We start from the raw sequence: 16,961 nt of genomic DNA, 5'->3' as shown, positions 1-16,961 counted from the left end.
CGATGACCGGAACCCTTCTTTTCGATCCGCTGCTGCCCTGGCTGGTGATCTGGGCCCTGGCCGCGCTGGCCGCGCTGTTCCTGGCGCTTCAGGTCTGGCGCAACCTGGCCGGTTGGCCGTTCCGCGCGCTGGCGGCCCTGGCGCTGCTTCTGGCGCTGGCGAACCCGTCGCTGCAGGACGAGGAGCGCGAGCCGCTGACCGATATTGTGCTCATGGTGATCGACGAAAGCGCCTCGCAGCGCATTTCCGACCGGCCCGACCAGACAGAGGCGGCGGCAGAGGCGGTGCGGCGCGAGGTTGACGCGCTGGATATAGAATTGCGCGAGGTCCGGGTGGGCGACGGGCCGGACAATACCGGATCGCTGGTCATGGGCGCGCTGACCGAGTTGATGGCCGAGGAGCCGCGCGCCCGGATTGCCGGCGCGATCGTGATTACTGACGGGCAGATTCATGATGCCGAGCTTGCGCCCGATCTGCCCGCGCCCCTTCACGCGCTGATCACGGGGGCCGAGGAGGACTGGGACCGGCGGCTGATGGTGCAGAACGCGCCCGCCTTCGCCATCCTGGGCGAGGAGGTCGTGCTGACCCTGCGTATCGAGGATGAGGGCGCGGTGCCCGACAGTATCGGCGGGCTGGCCGAGCTGCGCATCTCGATCGACGGGCAGGATGCGCGTAGCTTCATGATGCCGGTGGGCCGGGAGTTCGACCTGCCGCTGACCCTGCCGCATGCGGGCATGAACGTGATCCAGTTCGAGGTGCCGGAGGCGGAGGGCGAGATCACCGACCGCAACAACGCCGCCGTGGTGCAGATCAACGGCGTGCGCGACCGGCTGCGGGTTCTGCTGGTCTCGGGCCAGCCGCATCCGGGGCAACGGACCTGGCGCAACCTGCTGAAATCGGACCCCTCGGTCGACCTTGTGCATTTCACCATCCTGCGCCCGCCCGACCGGCAGGACGGGGTGCCGGTGACCGAGTTGAGCCTCATTGCCTTTCCAACGCGGGAGCTGTTCCTGGAAACGCTGGACGAGTTCGACCTGGTGATTTTCGACCGCTACCGGCGGCGCGGCATCCTGCCGATGATCTACCTCGACAACGTGCGCGCCTATGTCGAGAATGGCGGCGCGCTGCTGATGGCGACGGGGCCGGATTTCGCCAGCGCCGCCTCGCTCTACCGCACGCCGCTATCCGAGATTCTGCCGGGGCGGCCCACGGCGCAGGTGATCGAGCAGCCGTTCCTGCCGCAAATCTCCGACCTCGGCCAGCGTCACCCGGTGACGACGGGGCTGGAGGATACGCATACGCCGCTGCCCGGCAGCGATGCGCCCTGGGGCCGCTGGCTGCGCCAGATCGACATCACCGAGCAAAGCGGCCAGACCGTGATGACCGGGGTGGATGGGCGGCCTTTGCTGATGCTGGACCGGGTCGGCGAGGGGCGGGTGGCGCTCCTGGCCTCGGATCACGCCTGGCTGTGGGATCGCGGCTATGAGGGCGGCGGGCCACAACTGGAGCTTTTGCGCCGTCTTGCGCATTGGATGATGGGCGAGCCGGAACTGGAGGAGGAGGCCCTGCGCGCCGAGGCGGATGGGCAGACCATCGTGATCACGCGCCAGACGCTGGAGGACAGCGCGGGCGATGTCACCGTCACCGCGCCAGACGGGTCCGAGGTGGTGGTCGAGCTTGAGGAATCCACGCCGGGGCGCTTTACGGGCGAGTTCACCGGGCCGGAGATCGGGCTTTACCGCCTGCGCGAAGGCGACCGCGAGGCGGTCATCGCGCTTGGCCCCGCCGCCCCGCGCGAATTCGAGGAGACGCTGGCCAGCGGCGCCCTGATGGAAGAACCGGCGGCGGTTCTGCGCGGCGGCGTGATGCGGCTGGAGGACGGGATGCCGGATATCCGCACCGTCTCGGAAGGGCGCAACGCCTCCGGGCGGGGCTGGATCGGCGTGACCCCGCGCGCGGCCTACCTGACCACGGATATCACCGTGACGCCGCTGCTGCCCGCATGGCTGTTCCTGCTGCTGGCGGCGGGGCTGATGTTGGCGGGCTGGATCCGCGAGGGGCGGCAATAGAGCGTTCCGGGAAACACTGAATCGCCAGGACCCTGCCACGCAATCAGCGCTCCCGTGTTCTTGGCGATACCATGAGCATTTGGTGTTTCCCGAAACGCTCTGGTCAATCGAGCGCGTGGATGGTTGTCTCTTCGGCCCATCCCGTCACGTTGGTCGAGGCCCGGATATGGACCGTGTCGGTGCCGTCCGGGATTGCCACGTCAAAGAGGCTGCGGGTGAAGGGTTGCTCATCCACATGCGGATGCGCCAGCACGCGGGTCTCCAGGATCGTGCCGTCGGCCAGTTCCACCCGCCATCCATCGGCGTAATCCTCCCACCCCGTATCGGCATGTGCGACGGTCACGTCGAAGCGCCAGAGGCCGCCCGATTCGGACGCCTCCATGGCCACGATCCGGGCGGGATCGGCCATGGCGGGCAGGCCGAGACCAAGCAGAACGGGCAAGGCGTGCAACAATCTCATGCCCCCTTATCCCACGCCGGATTCCCCTTTGTCATCTGACGCCTGCGTGAGCCCCGTCATCCGATAACAGCTTTCCGACATTGCGTGTCAGGGACACGAACGGTCAGTCTGAGAGCAGCGCCCGGACAGATCCGGACGAATTTCGCAACAAGGGACTTTAGACCCATGTTCAAACCCTTCCTCAAACCCCTTGCCGCCGCCGCGGTCGTGGCCGGTGCCCTTGCGGGCGTGGCCGCCCAGGCCAACGGCGTCGCCTTCATGGTCGTCGATGGCAATGCCACCGTCGTGCCGATCGGCAACACGCGCATCGTCGCGCAGGAGGCGCGGCCCGCCGCAACGCCCGGTCTGCAACTGGAATGTGCCGTCGCCGGCACGCCGGTGGAGTTCCCCAACGACATCAAGGTCTGGTCGACCCAGGCCATTGCCGCGGGCACCCAGGTGGCCTGGAACGTGCCGGGATCGACATTCGACGGGCTATTCGAGTTGCCCGCCCTGGCCGCGAACCAGCACGCGTTCCTGTCCAGCGTCCTGCCCGGCGGCTTGCCTGCGGGCACGCCCTGCGAGGCGGTGGCGCAGTAGGCACCAGCCAGCGGGGGCCGCTGCCCGTAGCGGGCCCCGGCCCAATTTTTGCCCCACTCGGCGCGTAAACCTTGCCGCGACACCGTTCCCGCCAAGGACCAATGCCCCATGCGCGCGCTCCTGTTCCTCCTCCTATCCGCGCTGGCCGCCCCGGCGCAGACCACCCTGCCCGTCATCGCCCCGGCAGGCCCGCCGCTGGAGGCCGTCACCGGCGTCGGCACCGATCGGCAATGGCAGGCCGTGGGGCGGATCGACACCGGGCCGGGGTTCTGCACCGGCACGCTGATCGCCGCCGACCTGGTGCTGACGGCGGCGCATTGCCTGTTTCACCCCCAGACCGGAGAGCGCCTGCCCGAGTCCGGGTTCAGTTTCAACGCGGGGCTGCGCAACGGTCGCCCGGTCGCCTTTCGCACTGTCCGGCGCAGCGTGATCCATCCCGGCTACGCCACCGACCTGGCCGACCAGCTGGACCAGGTCCGCACCGATATCGCCATCCTGGAGCTTGACCGCGCGATCCCCGCCGAGATGGTTCAACCGATCCCCGCGCGCGGGCAGGCGGCGGTGGGCGATCTGGTGCAGATCGTCTCTTACGGGCGCGACCGGGCGGATTACGCCTCGCTGGAGGATGGGTGCGATGTGCGCGCGGGCGAGGGTGGATTGCAGGTGCTGTCGTGCCATATCGACCCCGGCTCCTCCGGCGCGCCGGTGTTCCTGCGGCAAAACGGGCGGCTTGGCATCGTCTCGGTCATTTCGGCCCAGGCCGAATGGTACGATGATCCGGTGTCGCTGGCCGCCGATCTGGGCGGAGGGCTGGCCCCGATCCTGGACCTGCTGGACCGTACCGACGACGTTTTCAGCCGCGAGGCCAGCCGCATCCGCACGCTGAGCGCGGGCAATGACGGGACCGAGGATATCGGCGCAAGGTTCATTCGCGTCACCCCTTGACGGGCGGGCGCAGGGTTCCCAAATCGCATGATGTTCCGGTGCCCGCAGAAAAGGGGCCGGGGCAAAACCCAAAGGGCGGTGCCATGACGGACCGCCCGACAGATCGTTATCGCTCAAGACAAGCAAAGAGGATGACCACCATGCGTACCCATGATTTCACCCCGCTTTACCGCGCCAGTGTCGGCTTTGACCGTATGGCGGACCTGCTGGACCGGGTCATGACCCAGGATACCGGCGCCACGACCTATCCGCCCTACAATATCGAAAAGACCGACGACGACGCCTATCGCATCTCGATCGCGGTGGCCGGTTTCGCCGCCGAGGATCTGAATATCGAGCAGCGCGAAAACGGCCTGATCGTTTCGGCCCGCCGCGAGAAGGACGAGTCCGATCGCACCTACCTGCATCGCGGCATCGCCACGCGCGCATTCGAGAAGCGGTTCCACCTGGCCGACCATGTCCGCGTGACCGGCGCCAGCCACGAGGCCGGCATGCTGCATATCGACCTGGTGCGCGAAGTGCCCGAGGCGCTGAAACCGCGCCAGATCGAGATCGCGACGGAGACGCCCAAGGCGATTGAATCCGAGGCCGCGTAAGCCCTCGCGCCCGGATCCGGGTGATCAGACGCAGCCCCTCGGGGCTGCGTTTTTCGTCTCAGGGCCCCCGTTAGCGCGGCGGAAACCATTTCATGGCCTTATGGGCGCGACTGACAGCGATAGCCGGGCCAAGGGACATGGACGATCAGCAGCCATTGGGGCGGGAAATGCTCTGGCCCGACCTCGACGAGGCGGGTGCTGCGCTGACGCGCGGCGCCGATCAGTTCGTGGTACGCGAAGGCCCCGGCCATGAGGTGATCGCGGATTTCTCGCCCGGTGTCGGCGACCGCATCATCTTCGACCGCTACGAGATGCAGACGATGGCCGATATCCGCTCGCGGCTGCACCCCTCGGGCCGTGACGCGCTGATCCGGTTCGACGATGGCGGGTCGCTGCGGTTGACGGGTGTTGCTCCGGGCGCGCTTGAGGATCGTCATTTCGTCTGCCTTGGCGGGCCGGTGCAGCTGACCGCCGACACGTTGGTGCAGACGGGGGACGGTTCCAGACCGGCGCGCGACCTGGTCGAAGGCGATCTTCTGCGCACCCGCGACCATGGCTTGCAACCGGTGCGCCAGATCATCCGCCAGGCCCGCCGCTTTGCCGGACCGGACGACCCCTCGCGCCCGGTCATGATCTCGTTCGGCGCGCTCGGGCGCGGGGTGCCATGCCGCGCGCTGACCGTCGCCCCCTATCAGCGCATCGTGGTCCGACATCCCGTCACCGGGGCGGAGCTGCTGATCGCGGCAAGCAAGCTGGTCGGACGGGCCGGTGTCACGCGGGTGCGCGGCTGCGCCGAGGCCGGTTTCATCAACCTGGCGATGGACGCGCATGAGGTGATCCTGGCCGAGGGGCTGGCCACCGAAACCCTGCTGATCCATCCGCGCGACCGGCTGATCGCGGGCCAGGCCGCGCCGTGCCGGATGACGCCCGCGCGGCCCATCTACCTCAAGGATCCGGCCTTTCACCCCGACCGGCTGGATCCGCGGTTCCGGGGCCTGTCACGGCCCGACGTGGCCTAGAACCACTGGCCCGGTTCCATCAGCCCCAGTTCCATCAATTGCTGGGACGACCAGAAGAAACGGGTCGATTTGTGCCAGCGGAAACTGTCCACGTCATGGCGCGATCCGGGGTTCGACCGCAGCGCCTTGGCGACGCGGAAGGAACAGACCGTGGCCGACATCGAGTGATGCCAGGGGCAGGTATAGGTGTTCATCTCGGGGTCGGACAGCGTGTGATCGTCGTTGAGCGTCAGCCCCGGCATGGCCTGGAACAGGCTCGACCGGTCGATGCGGCGTTTCGGGGCCGGGACATGCTCCTCGAACCGCCAGCGCAGCCCGCCGTAGAAGTTGAGCTGCCGGTCAAGCACCTCGTCATCGGCGTTGCGCCGGGTCTCGGCGTAATAGCCGGAGCTGTCCAGATGCGCGGTTTCCAGCGACACGGCATCGGTATAGCGGGTCAGATCCTCGGCATAGAGGTCGATCACAAAGGTCGGCACGACATTGCGCCGTTCCTCCATGACAAAGGCGATGGCCTCGCCGATGCGGCGCTGTTCGCAAAAGGGGAAGAACAGGTATTCGGCGTTGTAGCAGTAGTGAATCCACTCGCCCGGCACCAGCTTGATCAGGGCATTGACAATGGCGGGCGCGGTGCCCGGCTGGCGGGTCGGGTGGCGGATCACCTCGACGATGGAGGCATCGTCGATATCGTCGGGCAGGTCGACATCGTCGGGCGCAACCAGGAACAGGCGGCGAAAACCCAGATGGGTCAGGTGATCCAGCGTCGTCGTCAGCTCGGTCCGGTCCTCGGCGATGACGATGGCGAAGGGGCCGCGCCCGAGCGGTGTGCGCCGCGCCTGGGCGGCGAAGCTGGAAATGGAGGAATGGATCATCTGGGTTGGCCCCGGTTTTTCTGCCCGGCGCATACTCTGCCCTTTGGCTTTCGATTTTGCAAACACCCGTGCGCATTGAAGCGGGGCGGGGCATGGGGTAGATGGCGCAGGTGATCCGCCCGCAATGGAGGCCCTACCCCATGTCCGCGCCCAGGAAGCTTTTCGTCAAGACCTATGGCTGTCAGATGAATGTCTATGACAGCGAGCGCATGGCCGAGGCGCTCGGGTCGGAAGGTTATGAGCAGGTCGCAACGGCGGAAGAGGCCGATATGATCCTGCTCAACACCTGCCATATCCGCGAGAAGGCCGCCGAGAAGGTCTATTCCGAGCTTGGCCGCTTCCGCCCCCTGCGCGAGGCAAAGCCCGACCTCAAGATCGGCGTCGCCGGATGCGTGGCGCAGGCCGAGGGCGAGGAGATCATGCGCCGCCAGCCCATGGTCGACCTGGTCGTCGGGCCGCAGACCTATCACCGCCTGCCCGCAATGGCCCGCGCGGTCGAGGCGGGCGAAAAGGCGCTGGACACCGATTTCCCGGAAGAGGACAAGTTCCTGCACCTGCCGAAGGCGCGCAAACCCAGGCGGGGCCCGACCGCGTTCCTGACCGTGCAGGAAGGCTGCGACAAGTTCTGCGCGTTCTGCGTGGTGCCCTATACGCGCGGGGCCGAGGTGTCGCGCCCGGTGGAGCGGTTGCTGACCGAGGCGCGCGAGTTGGTCGATCGCGGCGTGCGCGAGATCACGCTTCTGGGCCAGAACGTGAATGCCTATCATGGGCAAGGGCCGGATGGGGAATGGGGTCTGGCGCGGCTCATTCGGGCGATGGCCGAGATCGACGGGCTCGACCGTATCCGCTTCACCACCTCGCATCCCAATGACATGGAGGACGACCTGATCGCCGCGCATGGCGATTGCGCCAAGCTGATGCCCTATCTGCATCTGCCGGTGCAATCAGGGTCGGACCGGGTGTTGAAGGCGATGAACCGCAAGCACAATGCGGCGGAATATGTGGCGCTGATCGCGCGCATCCGCGCGGCGCGGCCCGACCTGCTGCTGTCGGGCGATTTCATCGTCGGCTTTCCCGGCGAAACGGAAGAGGAGTTCCAGGCCACGCTGGACCTGGTGGAGGCGGTCGGCTACGGGCAGGCCTATTCCTTCAAGTATTCCGCACGCCCCGGCACGCCTGCGGCCGAGAAACCACCGGTGCCCGATGAGGTCGCGTCGGAGCGGTTGCAGCGCCTGCAGGCATTGCTCGGGCGTCAGCAAAGGGCGGCGCAGGACGCCATGGTTGGCCGCGAGGTGCGGGTGCTGTTCGAGAAACCGGGCCGCGAGGCGGGGCAGCTCATCGGCAAGTCCGACTATCTGCACGCCGTCCATGCCGATGCGCCGACAGACCTGATCGGTCAGATTGCCACCGTGCGGATCGTGGAAAGCCGGGCCAATTCGCTGAAGGGCGAACTGGTGACGCAGAGCGTTTCGGCCTGAAGAGGTATCGGTTTTCCCTGCCTGGTCCCTTTTCGGGCCGAACGCGAAAACCGATACCTTGGGTCCGGTGGAACCTGAAACGCTCGGGAAGGGGCCGCCTGATACGGCCCCCTCGCATCACTGTTGCCAGCGCGGCGGTTCGCTTTCGATGATGTTCAGCATGGTCGATCGGATATTCTCCGGGTTGCCGACCCCGGTGGAGTCGCGGCAAACCCGTTCGCCGATGGCATGCGCCTCGGGGTAGGTATAGCCGATGCCGACCAGGCTATCGACGAAGACCGGCTCGGGGCGGTCCCAGATCACCTCCTCCCAGGGGCCGCGGAAGCAGCTGATCGTGACCGTCGCGCTGATGACGCGGACGTTGCGGTACTGGTGGCCTTGCTGATTTGCATAACCGTGCTGGTGGCCGTGGCCATAGCCGCCATGCACGCCGCCGGCCACGGCGGGCGCGGCGGTGGCCAGGGCGGCGATGAGGGCAGTGGCAATCAAGGGGCGTTTCATTATCTTCCCATCCTTTTTCGTGACGTAGTGATGACCATCTGCACGATGATGGGCGGGCCGGTTCGCGCCGATCCTCTTCCCCCCTTGCCTGTTAATCCGATTTTAACTTTTTGGCAGCGGCTGTGAAGTCCGGTCGTACCCGGCCTGCCGTTTTGCGAAACAAAGGGGCGGTCTTGGCCTATTGTTCGCAGGGCCGGGACAAAGCGGGCCGTTGCCCGCCATGTTTCCTGCAATTTTCCTAAAATCCGCCACAATCCGGGGGTTCCGAACATGGGGGCGCCCGAATCGGTTAACGCGTCGCGCGGTCCCGATCCGGGCGTTTCGCGGCGATCGGCGGCGCGGGGTTCTCCTGCGATTTCAGCCATCTTCGAGGCCGGTCTTTTCGCGCGGCGCGTGTGTTTTTGCCAATTCAGGCTTCCAATGGCGCGCAATCTTGCTACTGTTTGAAAAACAACCGGGATTTTTCCACTCGGCCCTGCCAGGCCGGGACTTCAAGCAAGAAACGCGCCAGGAAATTGGCCGACGGACAAAGGGGGTGCTGCCGCAATGCGTTTACTATTACCGAAATTCGGGTCTGCCATCGTGGGGGTCATTGCAATCGGGGCGGCGTCTCTGCTGCCGGGCTTGGCCGCCGCGCAAAGCACGGCCACGATCACCGGCACCGTTGAGCCGACCATCTGGATCGACCCGGATGGCTGCATGCACTGGGCCGCCGATGGCGGGGTCGAGGGCTATATGGAAGGCCGGGTGAACCCGCAGAACGGGATGCCGGTTTGCCTGGACATGAACACCTGCTCGGTGGAAAACACCGACACGCTGTTCCACACCGACAGTGCCCGCCTGATGCCGGGCGCGCGCGAACGCCTGTCGCAGTTCTTCACCAGCGCGGGGGCCTTCGCCTATGCGATCTACGGCCATACCGACAGCCGCGCCTCGGATGAATACAACATGGGGCTGTCGCAGCGCCGTGCCGCCTCGGTTGCCGCCGTGGCGCGTTCGGTCGGTGCGCAGGTGGCGCGGGAGATCGGATATGGCGAACGCCGTCCGGTGGCCCCGAACAACAGCGCTGCGAACATGCAGCTGAACCGCCGCGTCGAAATCGTATGCTACAGGTGACTGCCATGATGACTTTTTCCACACCGCTGAAGTTCACGGCCACCCTTGGCACGGCGCTGCTGCTGTCGGCTTGTGCCGAAAACTTCGAGGGCGTGACCTCGACCAGCGATCCCGCCCCGCTGCGCGCCATCGGCGATGACCGGGGCCGCGACGCCGCGCATCTGTCCACGATGGAGGCCGGGATCTATATCGACCCCGACGGCTGCCAGATCTGGATGATCGATGACGGGCTGGAAGGCTACTGGTCGCGCCGCCGCGATCCGGTCAGCGGGCTGCCGGTCTGCACCAATGTGGCGCCTCCGGGCTCCATCGTCGGTGACACCCAGGCGGGCGCCGGTATCCGTGACCGCGTGCCGCGCACCCCGTAACCGGGACGACCATTTTCCAGGCGGGCGGTCCATGAAGGGCCGCCCGTTTGCCGTTGGGGGCCTCCATTTCGGTCTTGCAGCGTTCTGGCGGTTGCCTTGCCCCGGCTGGCTTGCCACAGTGGAGACAGATTCACCTTCACGGGAGACGCCCTTGGCGACAACCTCCATGTCTCCGGCCCAGGCCGAGACCCCGCCGGAACTGACCCTCGAATTTCCCGACAATCGGTTGTTGATCGCGCTATGTGGCGAATTCGACCGCAACCTTGCCCAGATCGAACACCTGATGGATGTGCAGATCATCCGCCGTGGCAACGCGGTCGAGGTGCTGGGCGGCGCGCGCGAGGAGGCGGCGAAGGTGCTCGAGGTGCTCTATGAACGGGCCGAGGCGGGGCGCGGCCTCAGCCCCGGCGATATCGACGCCATCGTGCGGCTTGGAAATTCCGGCGAGGGAACCGGCGCGCGCGACGGCGACCAGATGGAGATGTTCCAGGGCGGCGCGCTGGAGATCAAGACCCGCAAGAAGACGATCGAGCCGCGCACACTGGCGCAGCAGGCCTATGTGCGGGCGCTCTTCGACAATGAACTGGCCTTCGGCATCGGCCCGGCGGGCACCGGCAAGACCTATCTGGCGGTCGCGGTGGCGGTGAACCAGATGATGGGCGGCCATGTCGACAAGATCATCCTCAGCCGTCCGGCGGTCGAGGCGGGCGAACGCCTGGGTTTCCTGCCCGGCGACATGAAGGACAAGGTCGATCCCTACATGCAGCCGCTCTATGACGCGCTGAACGATTTCCTGCCTGCCAAGCAACTGGGCAAGCTGATCGAGGAAAAGCAGATCGAGATCGCGCCGCTGGCCTTCATGCGGGGGCGGACGCTGTCCAACGCTTTCGTGGTGCTGGACGAGGCGCAGAACGCGACCACGATGCAGATGAAGATGTTCCTGACCCGGCTTGGGCGCGGCAGCCGCATGGTGATCACCGGCGACCGCAGCCAGGTCGATCTGCCGCGCGGCGTGACCAGCGGCTTGCGCGATGCCGAGCGGATTCTTGAGGGGATCGAGGGAATATCCTTCAACTATTTCACCGCCAAGGACGTGGTGCGCCACCCGATGGTGGCCAGGATCATCGAGGCCTATGATGCGGATAGCCCTGCGTGAGGTGGTGCGAAAAATCTTTCTGAAGATTTTTCCACCCGAAGAATGTTGCGGAAAATTCTTCTTGCCAAGGACCGCGCGATGAGCGTCGATGTCATCGTCGAGGCGGGCGACTGGGACGAGGCGGCGTTCACCGCGCTGGCCGAGGCCGCCTGCGATGCGGCGCTGCGCCATCTGGAGTTGGACCCGGACCGCTTCGAGATCAGCCTCCTGGCCTGTGACGATGCCCGCATCGCCGATCTCAACGCCGATTTCCGGGGCAAACCCACCCCCACCAACGTGCTGAGCTGGCCCGCCGAGGAGATTGACCTGCCCCTTGGCGAAAGTCCCCACCTGCCCACAGCCCCGGCAGGCGGCCCGCCCGTCGAACTGGGCGACATCGCCATCGCCCATGAGACCTGCGAGCGCGAGGCGCGCGACCTCGGGCGGCCTTTTGCCCATCATCTCAGTCACCTTCTGGTGCATGGCACCCTGCATCTGTTGGGTTTTGATCACATAAACGACGCCGATGCCGCCGTCATGGAAGGGCTTGAGACGCGCATCCTTGCAACTTTGGGGGTGCCTGCCCCATATTAGGGTCGCGGGCGCAATTTCCGCGCGCGCGTCACCTTTTGGAAAGGAGCCATGAGCTCAAACCCCGACAGCTCGTCTAGCGCGGCGCAAAGCGCGCCACCCGAAGATGAGAGCGCAGACCAGAGGCCGGGCCTTTTCGCCCGCATCTTCGGCAGCGCCAGCCCCGATGACACCCCCGAGCCCGAGGCCAACCCGTCCGAGCCGCATCACCCCGTCGGCAACGGCGCGCTTGCGGCGATCCGGATGCACAACCTGCGCCGGCTCAGGATGGATGACGTCTCGATCCCGCGCGCCGAGATCACAGGCGTGGCCAACGATATCTCGATGCCCGACCTGGTCGAGGTGTTCCGCCAGACGGGCTATACAAGGCTGCCGGTCTATGACGGCACGCTGGATACGCCCGTGGGGCTGATCCACCTCAAGGACCTGGCGCTCGGGCATGGCTTCAACGGCAAGTCCAACGATTTCGACGTCACCACCATGCTGCGCCCGCTGCTCTATGCGCCGCCGTCGATGCCCATCGGCGTGATGCTGCAAAAGATGCAGAGCGAGCGCATCCACATGGCCCTGGTGATCGACGAATATGGCGGTGTCGACGGGTTGGTCACGCTGGAGGATCTGATCGAGCAGATCATCGGAGAGATCGAGGATGAGCACGATGTCGACGAGGACCAGCTCTGGACCGATGAGGGGGGCGACAGCTGGCTGGTGCTGGCGCGCGCGCCGCTCGACGAGTTCGAGGAGGCCATCGGCATGACCCTGACCGAGGATCTGGACGATGAGGAAATCGACACGCTCGGCGGGCTTGTCTTCGTGCTGACGGGCCGGGTGCCCGCGCGCGGCGAGGTCATCCCGCATCCCTCGGGCGCCGAGATCGAGGTGATCGACGCCGACCCCCGCCGCATCAAGCGCCTGCGCGTGCGGCTGCCGAAACTGGGCGCGTGATCTTGCGGGCGCGGCTGGTCAGCCTGATATGGATCCTGCCGGGGTTGATGGCGGCCACCGGGCAGGCGCCGCTGAACCTGTGGTGGCTGGCCCTGATGGCCTGGGGTTTGGCGCTTTACGCGATTTCGCGGGCGGCAAGCTGGAAACAGGCGGCCTGGTTCGGCTGGCTGGTCGGCGTCGGTTATATCGGCGGCACGCATTTCTGGATCGTGGCCCCGTTCTATGTCGATGCCGAAGCCTATGCCTGGATGGCCCCCTTCGCCCTGGCGGGGATGGTCGGGGGGCTGGCGCTGTTCTTCGCGGCGGCCTACGGGGCGGCTTTTGCGCTTGGCCGGTCGCAGGGCATGCGCCTGGTGGCGCTGGCGCCCTGCCTGATCCTGGCCGAGTTCCTGCGCGCGACGCTCTTCACCGGGTTTCCCTGGGCGCAGATCGGATCGCTCTGGCTCAACCATCCGCTCATGCAGCTGGCGGCCTGGATCGGTGTGCCCGGCGTGGGCCTCCTGACCCTGCTGGCCCTGGCGCTGCCGCTTGCCGCGCCAGGGTCACGGGCCTGGCCCGCCCTGGCGGTCTCGACCGCTCTTCTGCTCGGGGGATCATGGATCGGGGCGCAGCGTCTGGCCGCGCCGGTCGCCCTGTCGGAAACGCAGATCCGCATCGTCCAGCCCAATGCGCCGCAGCATCTGAAATGGCGCCCCGACATGGCCCCGGTCTTCTTCCAGCGTCTTCTGGACCTGAGCGCCGCGCCGGCGGATACCCCGCCCGACGTCGTCATCTGGCCCGAGACCGCGCTGGCCTGGCGGCTGGACATCGCCGAGGAGATTTTCCCCCTCATCGCGGATGCGGCTGGCGGCGCAGAGGTGATTTTCGGCGCGCAGCGGCTGGACGAGCAGGGCTACTACAACAGCCTCGCCGTGCTTCAGCCCGACGCCACGATCAGCCATGTCTATGACAAGCATCACCTCGTCCCCTTCGGCGAGTATATCCCTCTGGCCTCCCTGCTGGCCGCGACCGGGCTGATGCCCGATGCCGAACGGCGCGGCTATGCGAGCGGGCCGGGGGCGCGGGTTCTGGACCTTGGCGCCGCGGGCCGCATCCTGCCGCTGATCTGCTACGAGGCGATCTTTGCCCGTGACGTGGCCGCGGCGCCCGAACGGCCCGACTGGATCGTGCAGATCACCAATGACGCCTGGTTCGGCAACAGTGCCATGCCTTATCAGCATCTCGACCAGACCCGGCTGCGCGCCATCGAGCAGGGCCTGCCGGTCGCGCGCGCCGCCAATACCGGCGTGTCGGCCCTGATCGACCCTTACGGGCGCATCCTCGCCTCGCATCCCCTCAACGAACAGGGCGTCATCGACGCGGTCCTGCCCGCAGCCCTTGCGCCGACGATCTACGCGCGCCTTGGCAATTGGCCCGTGTGGGTGTTGCTTTTGACGCTCGTTGGCGGCCTGGTCCTGGTGCGGCGCACGCGGGGCCATTGAACTCCCCCCGAGAACCCCGTAATGGCAAGGCATACCGCGCCACAACGGCTTCCTGACGTGGCGAGAAGACCAGATACCGGAGCACTTCCCATGGCACGAAACAATTATACCTTCACCTCCGAATCCGTGTCGGAGGGGCACCCGGACAAGGTCTGCGACCGGATCTCCGATGCGATCCTCGATGCGCTCATCGCCGAGGAACCCGAGGCGCGCGTTGCCTGCGAGACCTTCGCCACCACCGACCGCGTGGTGATCGGCGGCGAGGTCGGGCTGAGCGATCAGGACAAGCTGCACGACTACATGGCCCAGGTCGATCCCATCGTGCGCGCCTGCATCAAGGATATCGGCTACGAGCAGGACAAGTTCCATCACGAGACGGTCGAGATCACCAACCTGCTGCATGAGCAATCTGCCCATATCGCGCAAGGCGTCGATGCGGCGGCGGGCAAGGAGGAAGGGGCGGGCGACCAGGGCATCATGTTCGGTTTCGCCACCAACGAGACGCCCGAGCTCATGCCCGCGCCGATCCACTTTGCCCATGCCATCCTGCGCCGCCTTGCCGAGGTGCGCAAATCGGGCGAAGTGCCGGTTCTGGGGCCGGATGCGAAATCGCAGATCTCGGTGAATTACCGCAACGGCAAGCCGGTGGGGATCCATTCGCTTGTGCTCTCCACGCAGCACCTGGATGAAAGCCTCACCAGCCCCGACATCCGCGCCATCGTGGAGCCTTACATCCGCGAGGTTCTGCCCGAGGGCTGGCTGACCGATCAGACCATCTGGCACGTCAACCCGACCGGCAAATTCGTCATCGGCGGCCCCGATGGCGACGCGGGCCTGACCGGGCGCAAGATCATCGTCGACACCTATGGCGGTGCCGCCCCGCATGGCGGCGGCGCGTTTTCGGGCAAGGATCCGACCAAGGTGGACCGCTCGGCGGCCTATGCCGCGCGCTACCTGGCCAAGAACGTGGTGGCCGCCGGCATGGCCGAGCGTTGCACGATCCAGCTGTCCTATGCGATCGGGGTGGCGCGGCCGCTGTCGATCTATGCCGACACGCATGGCACCGGCGACGTGGAATCGCTTGAGATCGAGCGCGCCGTTGCCCGCGTCATGGACCTGACCCCGCGCGGCATCCGCGAGCATCTGGGCCTCAACCGCCCGATCTACGAGCGCACCGCCGCCTATGGCCATTTCGGCCGCACGCCCGACGCCGATGGCGGCTTCAGCTGGGAGCGCACCGACCTGACCGGCAAGCTGTCAGCCGCCGTTTAGATATTCGCCGGGGCTGTGATAGAGACAAGGGCGGTGCCGGTGACGGTGCCGCCCATTTTCATGCCCAAGAGGTTTTTCATGCCTGACATTTCCCCCGGCTTTATCGCCCGGTTCACGCGCATCTACGCCATCGTCGCGGTGGCAATCACCCTCGTCTTCGGCGTCGCCATGGCGGCGTTCCCGAACCTGCTGGCCTCGCCCATCCTGCGCGGCGCGCTGATCGGCGGCTCGGTGGGGGCGATCCTCTGGCCCGTCACCGATTTCGCGCAGCGATACCTGCAGTCGGAAGGCCGGAAACCCGAAAGCCGCGCATCCTGGGCCTATGCGATCCGCTTCGCGCTGCGGGCGCTCTTGGTCAATCTGGGGATTGGCGTGGTGGCCGTGGGCCTGTCCTTCGCGCTTGGCGGGGTGCGCGGCGACGAGATCGGCATCGCGCTTGGCGTCATGGGGATCGGCGTGGGCGTGGGTTTTGTCCTGCTGATCCCGCTCTTCCGCCTGTTCATCTGGTCCGCCTTCAAGGGCGCGGAAAAACGCGCCGCGCGCGGGTGACATGGTTGAGGCCGGGGCGGATATTGGTTAGGCACCGCTGGTCCGATTTCCTGCCAAGGGCTGCATGACCCATGCCTGACAAGACCCACCCAAAAACCCATCCTTCAGGCGCGCCCTGGCGTAATTTCTATGGCCGCCGGAAAAGTCACCACATGAAGGACAGCCAGCAGCGGCTGATCGAGGCCGACCTGGAGGGGCTCAGCCCCGGCCCGGTGGACTGGGAGGCGAACCCCGACCGGCTGCCGCTGGACATCGACGCGCTGTTCGGCGGGCGCGAACTCTGGCTGGAAGTGGGCTTTGGCGGCGGCGAGCACCTGGTGCATCAGGCCGCGGCCAACCCGGATGTGGGCCTGATCGGCTGCGAGCCTTACATCAACGGGGTTGCGATGCTGCTGGCCAAGATCCGCGACGCGGGCGTGGACAACCTGCGCGTCCATCCCGGCGATGCGCGCGATCTGTTCGACGTGCTGCCCGAGGCGAGCCTGTCGCGGGTCTTCCTGCTCTATCCCGACCCATGGCCCAAGAAACGCCACCACCGCCGCCGCTTTGTCACGCAGGAGCATCTGGAGCCGCTGGCCCGCGTGATGACACCCGGCGCGATCCTACGAGTGGCGACCGATATTCCCGATTACGTGCGTCAAACCTTGCAGGAGGTGCCGAAGGCGGGGTTCGACTGGCTGGCGGAACGCCCGCGCGATTGGCGGGAGCCGTGGGGCGACTGGCTGTCCACCCGCTATGAACAGAAGGCGCTGCGCGAGGGCCGGGTGCCGCATTACCTGACGTTTCGCAAGACCTGAGGGGTTTCGGCGCTGACGCGCCGATCCGCCGGGGCTCTGCCCCGGACCCCGGGCAAGTGTGTTGTTCAGGTTGGCTGGTATGGCCTGTTTTCGCGGATCATGGCATTTAGAATGATGAGCAGTTTGCGCGTGACAGCGATGATGGCCTGTTTTGGAGCTTTGCCGTTTGCTCTGAGCCGGTCTGAGAAAGC

The 16,961-nt window shown here is 66.4% G+C and carries 18 protein-coding genes and 1 riboswitch; of the genes, 15 read left to right on the top strand and 3 right to left on the bottom strand.

What is annotated here, in order from left to right; all coding sequences use genetic code 11:
- Window positions 1-2: 2 nt before the first annotated feature.
- The gene (locus AC13C7_RS14965; RefSeq protein WP_482867964.1) at window positions 3-2,069 is read left to right on the top strand and encodes a hypothetical protein; all 2,067 of its coding nucleotides are present in this window, start codon (window positions 3-5) and stop codon (window positions 2,067-2,069) included.
- 103 nt (window positions 2,070-2,172) lie between these two features.
- Here the strand turns inward: AC13C7_RS14965 and AC13C7_RS14960 are convergent, their stop codons facing one another.
- Window positions 2,173-2,529 carry a hypothetical protein gene (locus AC13C7_RS14960; protein ID WP_446121599.1) on the bottom strand — a complete coding sequence of 119 codons (357 nt, stop codon included), beginning with the start codon at window positions 2,527-2,529 and terminating at the stop codon, window positions 2,173-2,175.
- A gap of 165 nt (window positions 2,530-2,694) precedes the next feature.
- Here AC13C7_RS14960 and AC13C7_RS14955 point away from each other — a divergent pair, with 165 nt between their 5' ends.
- From AC13C7_RS14955 to AC13C7_RS14940, 4 genes are all read left to right on the top strand, one after another.
- On the top strand, window positions 2,695-3,108 hold the full coding sequence (locus AC13C7_RS14955; RefSeq protein WP_482867963.1) for a hypothetical protein: 414 nt from the start codon (window positions 2,695-2,697) through the stop codon (window positions 3,106-3,108).
- 108 nt (window positions 3,109-3,216) lie between these two features.
- Window positions 3,217-4,053: a trypsin-like serine peptidase gene (locus tag AC13C7_RS14950; protein ID WP_482867962.1), complete on the top strand. Its 837-nt coding sequence runs from the start codon at window positions 3,217-3,219 to the stop codon at window positions 4,051-4,053.
- 140 nt (window positions 4,054-4,193) lie between these two features.
- Window positions 4,194-4,649: an Hsp20 family protein gene (locus AC13C7_RS14945; RefSeq protein WP_172320559.1), complete on the top strand. Its 456-nt coding sequence runs from the start codon at window positions 4,194-4,196 to the stop codon at window positions 4,647-4,649.
- Window positions 4,650-4,786: 137 nt separating this feature from the next.
- On the top strand, window positions 4,787-5,668 hold the full coding sequence (locus AC13C7_RS14940) for a Hint domain-containing protein (RefSeq protein ID WP_482867961.1): 882 nt from the start codon (window positions 4,787-4,789) through the stop codon (window positions 5,666-5,668).
- Here the strand turns inward: AC13C7_RS14940 and AC13C7_RS14935 are convergent.
- A complete protein-coding gene (locus tag AC13C7_RS14935; RefSeq protein WP_482867960.1) occupies window positions 5,665-6,537 on the bottom strand; it encodes a glycosyltransferase family 2 protein in 873 nt (290 codons plus the stop codon). The two genes, AC13C7_RS14940 and AC13C7_RS14935, sit on opposite strands and share 4 nt — an antisense overlap.
- A 140-nt stretch (window positions 6,538-6,677) precedes the next feature.
- Between AC13C7_RS14935 and miaB the strand changes: the two genes are divergently transcribed.
- Complete coding sequence (miaB, locus tag AC13C7_RS14930) at window positions 6,678-8,015, top strand: tRNA (N6-isopentenyl adenosine(37)-C2)-methylthiotransferase MiaB (RefSeq protein ID WP_482867959.1); 1,338 nt, start codon at window positions 6,678-6,680, stop codon at window positions 8,013-8,015.
- A gap of 117 nt (window positions 8,016-8,132) precedes the next feature.
- On the opposite strand, the gene AC13C7_RS14925 is transcribed toward miaB, so the two are convergent.
- A complete protein-coding gene (locus AC13C7_RS14925; RefSeq protein ID WP_172320563.1) occupies window positions 8,133-8,516 on the bottom strand; it encodes a hypothetical protein in 384 nt (127 codons plus the stop codon).
- A gap of 546 nt (window positions 8,517-9,062) precedes the next feature.
- Between AC13C7_RS14925 and AC13C7_RS14920 the strand changes: the two genes are divergently transcribed.
- From AC13C7_RS14920 to trmB, 9 genes are all read left to right on the top strand, one after another.
- A complete protein-coding gene (locus tag AC13C7_RS14920) occupies window positions 9,063-9,632 on the top strand; it encodes an OmpA family protein (protein WP_446121588.1) in 570 nt (189 codons plus the stop codon).
- A 5-nt stretch (window positions 9,633-9,637) separates the two neighbouring features.
- Window positions 9,638-10,000 carry a hypothetical protein gene (locus AC13C7_RS14915; RefSeq protein WP_172320565.1) on the top strand — a complete coding sequence of 121 codons (363 nt, stop codon included), beginning with the start codon at window positions 9,638-9,640 and terminating at the stop codon, window positions 9,998-10,000.
- A 166-nt stretch (window positions 10,001-10,166) separates the two neighbouring features.
- The gene (locus AC13C7_RS14910; protein ID WP_407925864.1) at window positions 10,167-11,156 is read left to right on the top strand and encodes a PhoH family protein; all 990 of its coding nucleotides are present in this window, start codon (window positions 10,167-10,169) and stop codon (window positions 11,154-11,156) included.
- A 78-nt stretch (window positions 11,157-11,234) separates the two neighbouring features.
- Window positions 11,235-11,729, top strand: coding sequence for an rRNA maturation RNase YbeY (gene ybeY, locus AC13C7_RS14905; protein WP_482867958.1), 495 nt, complete (start codon window positions 11,235-11,237; stop codon window positions 11,727-11,729).
- Window positions 11,730-11,777: 48 nt separating this feature from the next.
- Complete coding sequence (locus AC13C7_RS14900; protein ID WP_172320568.1) at window positions 11,778-12,671, top strand: hemolysin family protein; 894 nt, start codon at window positions 11,778-11,780, stop codon at window positions 12,669-12,671.
- On the top strand, window positions 12,668-14,152 hold the full coding sequence (gene lnt, locus AC13C7_RS14895) for an apolipoprotein N-acyltransferase (RefSeq protein WP_482867957.1): 1,485 nt from the start codon (window positions 12,668-12,670) through the stop codon (window positions 14,150-14,152). Before AC13C7_RS14900 ends, lnt begins: the two co-directional genes overlap by 4 nt.
- A 33-nt stretch (window positions 14,153-14,185) precedes the next feature.
- A riboswitch (SAM-SAH riboswitch) is annotated at window positions 14,186-14,236 on the top strand.
- 6 nt (window positions 14,237-14,242) lie between these two features.
- Window positions 14,243-15,424: a methionine adenosyltransferase gene (gene metK, locus AC13C7_RS14890; RefSeq protein ID WP_172320569.1), complete on the top strand. Its 1,182-nt coding sequence runs from the start codon at window positions 14,243-14,245 to the stop codon at window positions 15,422-15,424.
- Window positions 15,425-15,502: 78 nt separating this feature from the next.
- Entirely contained in the window at window positions 15,503-15,973 is a 471-nt protein-coding gene (locus tag AC13C7_RS14885; RefSeq protein WP_172320570.1) for an ABZJ_00895 family protein, read from the top strand.
- A gap of 71 nt (window positions 15,974-16,044) precedes the next feature.
- Window positions 16,045-16,770, top strand: a complete 726-nt coding sequence (gene trmB, locus AC13C7_RS14880) for a tRNA (guanine(46)-N(7))-methyltransferase TrmB (RefSeq protein WP_482867956.1) — start codon at window positions 16,045-16,047, stop codon at window positions 16,768-16,770.
- Window positions 16,771-16,961 lie beyond the last annotated feature (191 nt).

Source organism: Alterinioella sp. B-7, from assembly GCF_056857775.1.
This window is presented reverse-complemented; position numbering and strand designations above follow the sequence as displayed.